At 64.9% G+C, this 10,078-nt stretch carries 10 protein-coding genes; 7 read left to right on the forward strand and 3 right to left on the reverse strand.

Annotated features, from left to right (window positions below; translation table 11 throughout):
• Positions 1-49: 49 nt before the first annotated feature.
• Together AC5Y5O_RS26380 and AC5Y5O_RS26385 are read left to right on the forward strand one after the other, a co-directional pair.
• On the forward strand, positions 50-685 hold the full coding sequence (locus tag AC5Y5O_RS26380) for a TetR/AcrR family transcriptional regulator (RefSeq protein ID WP_233211444.1): 636 nt from the start codon (positions 50-52) through the stop codon (positions 683-685).
• Positions 686-750: 65 nt separating this feature from the next.
• Positions 751-2,427, forward strand: a complete 1,677-nt coding sequence (locus AC5Y5O_RS26385) for an AMP-binding protein (RefSeq protein ID WP_095785376.1) — start codon at positions 751-753, stop codon at positions 2,425-2,427.
• 293 nt (positions 2,428-2,720) lie between these two features.
• Here AC5Y5O_RS26385 and AC5Y5O_RS26390 read toward each other — a convergent pair whose 3' ends face one another.
• Positions 2,721-3,485 (reverse strand): SDR family NAD(P)-dependent oxidoreductase, encoded by a 765-nt coding sequence (locus AC5Y5O_RS26390; protein WP_158230623.1) that lies wholly within the window; start codon positions 3,483-3,485, stop codon positions 2,721-2,723.
• 94 nt (positions 3,486-3,579) lie between these two features.
• A complete protein-coding gene (locus tag AC5Y5O_RS26395) occupies positions 3,580-4,752 on the reverse strand; it encodes an acyl-CoA dehydrogenase family protein (RefSeq protein WP_171055141.1) in 1,173 nt (390 codons plus the stop codon).
• 168 nt (positions 4,753-4,920) lie between these two features.
• Between AC5Y5O_RS26395 and AC5Y5O_RS26400 the strand changes: the two genes are divergently transcribed.
• From AC5Y5O_RS26400 to fdxA, 5 genes are all read left to right on the forward strand, one after another.
• Positions 4,921-5,712, forward strand: a complete 792-nt coding sequence (locus AC5Y5O_RS26400; RefSeq protein ID WP_099250704.1) for an enoyl-CoA hydratase/isomerase family protein — start codon at positions 4,921-4,923, stop codon at positions 5,710-5,712.
• A gap of 157 nt (positions 5,713-5,869) precedes the next feature.
• Positions 5,870-6,679: an enoyl-CoA hydratase-related protein gene (locus tag AC5Y5O_RS26405; protein WP_233211443.1), complete on the forward strand. Its 810-nt coding sequence runs from the start codon at positions 5,870-5,872 to the stop codon at positions 6,677-6,679.
• A gap of 55 nt (positions 6,680-6,734) precedes the next feature.
• Positions 6,735-7,898: an acyl-CoA dehydrogenase family protein gene (locus tag AC5Y5O_RS26410; protein ID WP_099250703.1), complete on the forward strand. Its 1,164-nt coding sequence runs from the start codon at positions 6,735-6,737 to the stop codon at positions 7,896-7,898.
• Complete coding sequence (locus AC5Y5O_RS26415) at positions 7,895-8,911, forward strand: acyl-CoA dehydrogenase family protein (RefSeq protein WP_158230621.1); 1,017 nt, start codon at positions 7,895-7,897, stop codon at positions 8,909-8,911. The genes AC5Y5O_RS26410 and AC5Y5O_RS26415 overlap by 4 nt, the downstream gene beginning before the upstream one ends.
• A 101-nt stretch (positions 8,912-9,012) precedes the next feature.
• The gene (gene fdxA, locus AC5Y5O_RS26420; RefSeq protein ID WP_047040134.1) at positions 9,013-9,345 is read left to right on the forward strand and encodes a ferredoxin; all 333 of its coding nucleotides are present in this window, start codon (positions 9,013-9,015) and stop codon (positions 9,343-9,345) included.
• 48 nt (positions 9,346-9,393) lie between these two features.
• On the opposite strand, the gene AC5Y5O_RS26425 is transcribed toward fdxA, so the two are convergent.
• Positions 9,394-10,078, reverse strand: a 685-nt coding sequence (locus AC5Y5O_RS26425) for an SDR family NAD(P)-dependent oxidoreductase (RefSeq protein WP_500028075.1), incomplete at its 5' end; no start/stop codon positions are given.

Raw genomic sequence — 10,078 nt, forward strand, 5'->3', positions numbered from 1 at the left:
TCGAGAAGCACGGTATGTGATTCACTGTTCACGTAGGAGACTGTACGACATGCACGGCGAGGAGGGCCAGATGGGGGACGGTGCGACGCACGCACGGCAGCGCGACCCGCAACGAAAGGAGCGGATCCTGACCGCTTCGGCCGAACTGGTCGCCGAGCGCGGGTACCACGGCGTGGCCCTCGTCGACATCGGAGCCCGGGCGGGCATCGTGGGCTCGGGGATCTATCGCCACTTCCCCAGCAAGGACGCGATCCTGGTAGCACTTCTCGACAGGGTGATGCGACGGCTCAGTCACGGTGCCGGGGCGATCATTTCGACAGCGCCGAGCGATGCCGAAGCCCTGTCGGCGCTGGTCGACGACCATGTCCGGATAGCCGTCGAAGACCGCGCGGTGCTGGCCGTCTACCACCGCGAGGGGCACAACGTTGCGCCGGAACAGCAGCGAAGACTGCGCCGAGACCAACGACACTACGTGGAGGAGTGGGTCCACGTGCTCGGCCACCTGCGTCCCGACCTGGCCGACGCCGAGTTGCGGGTCGCGGTGCATGCCGCCATCGGCGCCATCCAGTCGACCCTGTTCTTCCGCAGCGGACTACCGCCAGTTCGGCTCGCCGAGCTGCTCAGGACGGCCGCGCACGGCTGTCTCGGGGTGGCGCCAGCACCAGACATTGTGAACCAGGAGTAACTAGAGCATTGATCGCGCGGCATCGGCGTGACATTCTGAACGTGACTCGCGCACAAGGAGCTGCAATGGACCCGGATGTGACCACCCTGCGAGGCAGGCGAGCAACGCGCCGCTGGGAACGGACATCGGTAGGTGATGTGCTCGAACGGCTCACCTGGAGCTATCCCGACCAGATCGCGATCGCCGGATGGCCCGGTGCCTATGGGGACCGGCGGTTTGCCCGGCTGACCTATCGTGAGGCAGACCAAACCGCAAACCAATTCGCGCACGCGCTCGCCAGCGCGGGGCTCCAACCTGGCGCGCGGGTGCTGCTGTTCTGCGAGAACTCCGTCGAAGCCTGTCTCGCCAAGATCGGCATCGCGAAGGCGGGAATGGTGGCCGTCCCCCTCAACCCCAACCTGGCTCCCGATGTGGTTGAACACCTCATCGGACAAACCGAACCGGCCTTCGCGGTGGTGGACGCCGAGCTATGGCCCCGCGCCGAACGCGGATTCAGCGCGGCCGGCCTGCGCCCAGGTGTGACGATCACCATCGGCGGCGCCCCTGTGGTTGGCTCGCCAAGTTTCGCCGAGCTGATCGACAGCAAACCCGACACCGAGCCCGACGTGGAGATCCACGGCGACGACATCTGGGAGCTGTTGTTCACCTCCGGCACCACATCGATGCCCAAAGGCGCAATGATGTCCCACCACTGCACCTACCTGGCGGCGATGAACTTCGCACTCTCGCTGACTCGCGGTCTCACCGTGGAATCCGACCTGCGCCTTGCCACGTTCCTGCCGGTCACCTATCACGTCGGCGACCAGATCTTCATGTTCTCGGCGTTTCTCAGCGGAGGCCGCCTGCTCATCGGCCGAAAGCCTGTACCCGAGGTGGTAGCCAAGGCTGTCGACGCCCGGCGGATCACGGCGCTGTGGGCCGGCTCACCGCAGTTCGTTGCGTCCCTAGCCGACGAGTTCGAGGCCCACCCGGAGTTCGACCCAACCAGCCTGCGCGTGCTGGTGTACGGGTGGGGAGCACTGGCCCCGGAGCTGCTCGACCGGCTGGTGCAGCGCTGCGGCCCAGAACTGGTGGCGATGGGCATCTTCGGTCAGACCGAGGCGATCGCATGTCACCGGTTCTGGCCCGCAAAATGGCCCGAGGCGCACCGCGCCACCGCGCCGCAGGCCAACTACGTCGGTGTGCCCAGCCCGCTGCTGGCCTCCGACGTCGTCGACGAATCTGGCCAACCTGTGCGCGGGCAGCCCGGTGAGGCGGTCTACCGATCGCCCATCATGACCGCCGGCTACTACCGCAACCCAGCCGCCACCCGCGAGGCATTCCGCGGCGGTTGGTTTCACTCCGGCGACAGCGCATCGATTGACCGCGACGGGCTGCGGATCATGGTCGATCGCTACAAAGACATCGTCAAGACCGGTGGAGAGAACGTCTCGAGCATGCGCGTAGAGGCTGTGCTGCACACCCACCCCGACGTAGCGCGTGCGGCGGTCATCGGACTGCCCCACCCCCACTGGGGTGAAGCCGTCACAGCAATCGTCACGTCCCACGCCGGGCGCGCGCCCACCGAGTCGGACATTGTCGCCTTCTGCCGCCAGCGGCTCGCCGGTTTCGAGACCCCTAAGCGCGTCGTGTTCGCCGAAAAGCTACCCGAGACCGTCGGCGGCAAAATACTCAAATACCAGCTCCGCGAGCAGTTCGCTGCGCTCTACCAAGCTACCAAGCCGGTTAGCGCCAGCCGCTGATTCTGCGGTCTACAACCGCTGCCAAGCGAGCAGTAGAAGTGCCGGCCCGACCGCCGACGGTCGCCGTCTGACCACGGCAGCGGGGTAGCATCCGCGACGGTCATGCTCGTATGCCTCGTTTATGTGTGCCTCGGTTCGCTGTAGGTCCGGCCAGGCGGACCACCGCGGTTCTGTTCCGCTGCTTCGCGCCCGGTGAAGTTACGGGACGGCATGCGGTGATTCCCCTACCTGACCACTTCGCTGACATGACAAAAAACGCAATCCTATACGCGGAGGGCTGTAGAGGGTGACGATCAGTCCACCATGCTGTAGCCACCGCTGACGCTGAGGATCTGACCGGTGATCCACGAGCTGAGATCCGAGCAGAAGAACAGGATCGCGTTGGCCTGGTCGATAGGTTCGCCGAGTCGGCCCAGCGGGTAGGCCTTGACCAAAGTCTCCTCACCACCCCACTTTTCGATCAGTGCGCTGGCGCCTGGGGTCTTCGTGGTGCCCGGCGACACCGCGTTGCATCGGATGCCGTAGCGGCCGGCTTCTTTGGCGAATGCCTTCGTAAAGCCGACGACCCCACCTTTAGCGGCGCTGTAGGAAACGAGGAATGGTTCGCCGATCCGGCCGGCGTCTGAGATCAGATTCACCACCGTTCCCGATTTCTGCTCACGCATGTGGTCGTAGGCCGCCTTGGTCATCACCATCGTGCCGATCAGGGTGACGCCGACGTCGAGTTGGTACTGCTCGTAGGTGAGGTTCTTGAAGAGATCCACACTCCAGGCCGCGGCGTTGTTGACGAGGATATCCAGACCACCGAACTGCTCTACCGTGGCGCTCACCGCATCGCGCGCGCGCTGGGGGTCGCGCACATCCACCGTGACGGCGATCGCAGTGCCGCCCGCCTGTTCGACGATCGCAGCCGTTTCCTTGGCGGCAGCCTCGTTGACATCCGCCGCCGCAACTTTCGCGCCGGCGCGCGCGAGAAGAGTTGCTACCTCGCGCCCGATTCCGCTGCCCGCGCCGGTGACGATCGCGGAGCGCCCGGTCAAGTCGATCTCGACTGCCATGATTGTTCCCTTCATCCCTGTTCGATGTGCCTCTTGATGTGACCATCCCGCGCCCGGAAAAGCGCGAACGTTGCTGTGCCGCAGTACTCTCGGATCAGTCGGCAAGTCCGAGTTGGGCGGCGATGATGTTCTTCTGAATCTGCGACGTGCCGCCGAAAATTGTCATGACCAGAGCGTCCCTGACATAGGACTGCATCTCGCTTTCCATGCTGTACCCCATACCGCCCATGAACTGCATACCTTGCAGTGCTACGTCCTTTGCGGTCTCCGTCGCCTGCAGCTTCGTGATGGAAGCCTCACCCGGCGCTGGGTCTCCGGCTGCGAGTAACGCGGCGGTGTGCTCCACCAGCAACCGGGTGGACAGCAACTTCGTCGCGCTCTCGGCAAGGCCGTGTTGGAGTGCTTGGAAGCGACCGATAGGTTGGCCGAACTGGCGCCGCTCCTTTACATAACGGAGCGTGTCGTCGAACGCGCGCTGCCCGATGCCGAGGGCCTCGGCCGCGATGATGAGCCGCTCGCTGTTGAGGCCGCGTACCAGCACCCGCCACCCTTGGTCGATTCCTCCGACGATCTCGTCATCGCCGGCATCGACATCCTCATAGCGAGTGATGTTGGTGTCGATATGGCCGAGCATGTCGAGCCGTTCGAAGCTGATGCCGTGCCGGTCCATCGGCAGCAGAAACAGGCTCAGCCCTTGATGCTTGGGCGCTTCGGTGTTGGTGCGGGTCACCACGAGTACCCAGCGGGCATGGTTGGCGTTGCTCGTGAAGGTCTTTTCACCGCTGAGCGTCCACCGCGAGCCCTCCTTGCGGGCACGCGTCTTGACCGCAGCTGCGTCAGAGCCGGTGTCGGGCTCGGTGATCGCGATGGACAGGATGTCGCCGGCAGCGACGCCGGGCAAGACGGCACGTTTCTGCTCTTCTGACCCGTACTTGATCAGCGCCTGCAGTGTGATCACCGTGGTCAGGTACCCGCCGACCGGGACGCGATGGTAGGCCAGGCGCTCGGTCAGCAGCGCGACCTCTGACAGTGTTCCCCCGACCCCGCCGTACTCCTCGGGGATCGTCAGTCCGAGCCAGCCGGTGCTGGCGAGCTTGCCGTACAGCTCGTCATTGTGGGCGACGGTCCCGCCCTTGGTCAGCTCGCGGAGCTTGTGCGGTGGGCATTCGCGCTGGCAGAAGCCATCGACGGCTTCGACAAATGCCGACTGCTCCGGTGTCGGCTTTCCGCGGAACGTGAGCATTCGGAACTCCCTTGTTTCGGTCATGACGACCACCCGGCGACTACACGCCCCCTGGTGTGGTGCAGCTGGCATGCGTGCAGTCCTGCGCCTCCCGGTTCAGTAGGCGGCGCGGATAGCCACATTGCCTTATAATCAGTACTACGATAAGGTCTGGCGTGCAAGGGTGCAAGCGTCAGCGCTACTGGAGGTTCGATGGTTATCGCCGTAGGCGACACGAAGTTCGTCCGCGTCGAGGTGGATAGAGGTGTCGCGCTGTTGACGGTGGACCGCCCGCCGGCTAACGCGCTGGATCTGCAGGTGGTACACGAAATCAGCAGGGCAGCCTCGGAGACAGCGTTGCAGCCTGAGGTCGGCGCCATCGTCGTTACCGGACACGGAAAACAGTTTGTCGCCGGCGCCGACATCAAGGTGATGCGCGACATCGATCTTGCCGGATTTGCGTATTTCGTCAACGCGATTCAACGGGCCCTCAACGATCTGGAAGCACTGCCGTTGCCGGTGATCGCAGCGATCAACGGTAACGCCATGGGCGGTGGCCTCGAACTCGCCCTCGCGTGCGACCTGCGGTTCGCAGGCGAACACGTGCGGCTCGGCGTTCCCGAGGTTCGTCTGGGCCTGCTTCCCGGCGCCGGAGGAACGCAGCGGCTGTGCGAGACGATCGGCAAGGGCCGCGCCCTGGAACTGCTCTACACCGGCCGGCAGGTGAGCGCTGCCGAAGCGCATGCGCTCGGCCTGGTCAACCGAGTCGTGGAGGGCGACCGAGTCGTTGGCGAAGCCGTCGAGTTCGCTCGACAACTCGCGTCGGGCGCGCGCCAGGCCATGCGCCGCATCAAATCGTGTGTGCTCGCACGACTGGACGGGGGGCGTTGCGCGGGCTTTCGGGCCGAGTCCGCTGGGGTTGTCGACCTCTTCGCCGGGGAAGAGGCCCGGGTGGGCTTCGACGCCTTCATCAATAAGCGGCCACCCGACTTCGGCTATGGCTAGGCGACAGTCGCGTTTGCTGCGGGGCGTGCCGAGAACGTGCAACGTCTCGGTGTGACGGCAGGGCCGCTGTCCCCCGCGTGGCAACCCAAGTCCTCTGCATATCGGTAACCGAGGCCAAGTCCGAGGCCCGGAAACGTTGGGAAGGAGCAGTTGTTCAATGAGCAGTTCAATGGTGGAGTTCTCCGACATCCGCTACGAAGTCAAGGATGCCGTCGCCCGGATAACGATCAATCGTCCCGACAAATTGAATGCATTCACGCCGCACACCCTCAGGGAGTTGACATCGGCCGTGCGACGTGCCGGCGAGGACGGCGACGTCGGGGTGATCGTGCTGACCGGTGCCGGCGAACGGGCATTCTGCGCGGGTGGTGACGTCAGCGTGGAGGACGAGAGCACGTTCAACGCCGGCGATGACTCCTTCGACGAGTTGGTCAAGCAGCTCTACCGCGCGTTTCGTGAATGTCTCAAGCCGGTGATCGCCCGGGTGGACGGCTACGCGATCGGCGGGGGACACCACATGGCCTACGCCTGCGATTTCACCATCGCGTCTGATCGCTCGGTGCTCGGACAGAACGGTCCGCGCGTCGCCAGTCCAGCCGAGGGGTGGCTGGTGAGCTACCTGTGGACGGTGGTCGGTATGAAGCGGGCCAAGGAGATGTGGATGTTGTGCCGGCGCTACTCGGCCAAGCAGGCGCTGGACTGGGGGCTCATCAACGCGTGTGTGCCGCCGGAGGATCTCGATGCCGAAGTCGCGCGTTGGTGTGACGAGTTGCTGGCGCTTAGCCCGACCGTGCTGAAACTGGTCAAAAAGTCCTTTGACGACGCGGTCGCGCCCATGCGGGAAGCACAGGACCGGTTCAGCATTCTCAACCAGGTGAACCCCGGCTTCTTCGTGTCCGGAGAGCAATCCGAAGGCGCCGATGCCTTCATGAACAAACGCAAGCCCGACTTCTCCCCTTGGCGTTGACGATGCGCTCAACTCGCAACGGCGGTGTGGGCGAGAATCCGGGGGGACGTTGACGATGGAATTGTCGTACTCCGATTCAGAGCTGGCGTTCCGCGATGAAGTACGCGCCTGGCTGACGACCAACGCGCCCACTCACCCCTTACCGCCGCCCTACACGGCCGAGGGTGTGGCCGCACATCGGGAATGGGAGAAAGCGCTGTACACCGCGGGCTACTCGGCGCTGCATTGGCCGCGAGAGTACCGCGGCGGAGGTGCCGACTTCATGCGCCAGATGCTGTTCGACGAGGAGTACCACCGAGCCGCAGCTCCGCAGCGGTTGAACCGTCTCGCCCTCGGACTAGCGGGCCCCACCATCATCGAATTCGGCACCACCGAGCAGAAGCAGCGCTGGCTGCCGGGGATGCTCAGCTGCGACGAGTTATGGTGCCAGGGATTCTCCGAACCGGGCGCGGGCAGCGACCTGTCCGCCGTGCGAACTCGGGCGGTCCTTGACGGAGACGATTTCGTCATCAATGGCCAGAAGATCTGGACATCACTGTCCGCGTTCGCCGAATGGATGTTCGCCCTGGTCCGCACGGACCCCGGCCAGACTCGGCATCGGGGCCTGACATACATCGTGCTGCCGATGGACACTGCTGGCATCGAGTTGCGGCCGATCCGCCAGTTGCACGGCGAGCCGGGTTTCTCCGAGGTGTTTTTCACCGACGTGCGCGTTCCCGCGAAGAACGTCATCGGTGCGGTCGGTGACGGGTGGCGCGTTGCCATGGCGACGCTGGGCTACGAGCGCGGCACCGGCTTGGGCAACCACGTGCGTCTGTCCAACGACGTGCGGCAATTGGTCGACCTCGCCACACGTATGGGCATCGCCGACGATCCCGCCCTCCGGGACGAGATCGCCTCGCGCTTCGCCGAGGCCGAGCTTTTCCGCCGGTACATGCAGCACATCGCCAGCCAACTCGCCGCGGGCACCGGCGTCGGTTCCAGGTCCAGCCTCGTCAAGTTGTATTGGTCGGAGCTCGACAGCAGAATCCAGGAAACCGCTCTGCAGATCCTGGGTCCCTTCGCAGAACTGGCGGATTCATCCGGCTGTGCCGCTGGAGCCGGGTTTCATCGCCGATACTGGCACGCTCGGGCGTCGCGAATCTTCGCCGGCACCAACGAGATACAACGCAACATCATCGGCGAGCGCCTGCTCGGACTTCCACGGGAGCCGCGGTGAACATCGACCTCACGCCCGACCAGAAAGAGCTGGCAGCCGCGGCACGGGAATTCTTGCGTGCCGAGTACCCTGCGTCGCGGGTTCGTTCGGCCTGGGATGCCGACTGCGCCGTCGATCGCGCGGCGTGGGCTCGACTGGCCGAGATTGGGTTCCTCGGTGTCGTAGTGCCAGAACGGTTCGGCGGCCTGGGGCGCTCTGATGTGGAGCTCGCATTGCTGCTCGAGGAAGCCGGCCGGGTCGCGCTTCCCGACCCGCTGCTGGAGACCGCGGTGGCGGCGCTGACGATCGCAGACATGGGCAGCGACCGCCAGATCGAGCGGTGGTTGCCCGCCATCGCAGCCGGCGAACTAATCGCCACCATTCAGCCGCCGGGTGCACCGTTCGCTGTCATCGACAGCTCGTTCGACCTCATCGTGGTGGCGAGCGAGGACTGTCTGCATGTCGTACCCGTGAGCAACTGCGACATCGAGTCCCACGAAGTCGAGGACGGCGCCCGCCGCCTGGCGACTATCCGCGCCGAAGCCACCTCCGATACCTTGTTGCCCGGCAGCACCGGACGGGCGGACCTTTTAGCCGTACGCGCCGCCGTGGCCGCCGCTGCCACGCTCGTGGGCATCGGGGCGTACTTAGTAGAAACCACGGTCGATTATGTGCGGCAGCGGGAGCAGTTCGGCAGACCGGTCGGATCGTTTCAGGCCGTCAAGCATCAACTCTCCAATGCCTATCTCGCGGTCGAATTCGCCCGGCCGGCGACGTGGGTCGCCGCGCACTTGGTCGCCATTGGTTCGGATGAAGCGCCGACGGCCGCGGCGGTTGCCAAGAGTTGCGCGTCGGAAGCGGAAAAGACCGCCAACGACAGCGCTTTGCAATGCCACGGTGGGATCGGTTTCACCTGGGAGCATGACCTGCACCTGTGGCTCAAACGGGGGAAGGCCATGGAACAGGCGTACGGGACCCCGCGCCAACACCGTGCCCGGATAGCCGAGACCATCTTCGGCTCCTCGGCCGTGTGAAGCGCACGGCCCCGTTCTGGCAGGTACCAGCCTACGGTCATCCGCCACGTCCAGCGTGACGTCGCAACGGGGTTACATAAAGAGTAGAGAAAGGTGAATCCGTGACTTATGTGATTACCGAGGCATGTGTCGACGTTCTCGACAAGACGTGCATCAAAGAATGCCCGGTCGACTGCATATACGAAGGCGAACGGATGATGTACATCCACCCCGCCGAGTGCATCGATTGCGGGGCGTGCGAACCGGTCTGCCCCGTGGAGGCGATCCACTACGAGACCGACCTCCCCGACGGTGTACGGCACTATCAGCAGATCAATGCCGACTTCTTCTCCGAAATCGGCTCTCCCGGTGGCGCCCGCCGCGTCGGGAAGCTCAGCGCCGATCCCCCTATCGTCAAGAACCTGGAGCTAAGGAGCGGCACCGGGGGGCGGTAGCGTTCCCGGCGCTGCGGCCGTCGGTCAGAGCTACGCCATGGTTCAGAGCTACGCCATGGTAAGGCCGCCGCTCACCGACAGCGTCTGTCCGGTGATGAACCCCGCGTCGTCGGAAGCGAGGAACGCGACCGCGGCGGCGACCTCCTCCGGCCGGCCCAGACGCTTCATCGGCACCGCCCGGGTCATCGCACCGATCACCTTGTCTGCATCGGCTTGGCCGCGGACGATCTCTTGTAGCAAAGGGGTGTCGGTCGGGCCGGGGCACACGGTGTTGGCGGTTACCCCCGCGCGGGCGACCTCGCGAGCGATCGTCTTCGTGAATGCGATCACAGCGCCCTTGGCCCCCGAGTACACCGACTCCAGCGACGAACCGACACGACCGGCGTCCGAGCCGATGTTGACAATCCGCCCCCACCCCGCCTCGATCATCGCCGGAAGCACGTCGTGCGTGGTCCGAAGCACGCCCTTGTAGTTGATCTCGATGACGCGCTGCCAGAACTCCTCGTCGGTATCGACAAAGGGCTTGAGCTCGTCCCACCCAGCGTTGTTGACCAGGATGGAGATCGATCCCAGCTTCTGGCGAACCTCGTTGAGGCCCTCCTTCACCGACGCCGGGTCGGTGACATCCACGGCGACGGGCACGGCGGTGCCGCCGGCTGCGGTGATCGTCGCCGCGGTCTCCTTAGCCTCGTGGTCGCGCAGATCGACCACCGCGACGTGGCGGCCTTGCCGG

This window comes from Mycobacterium sp. NGS40 (genome assembly GCF_059812735.1).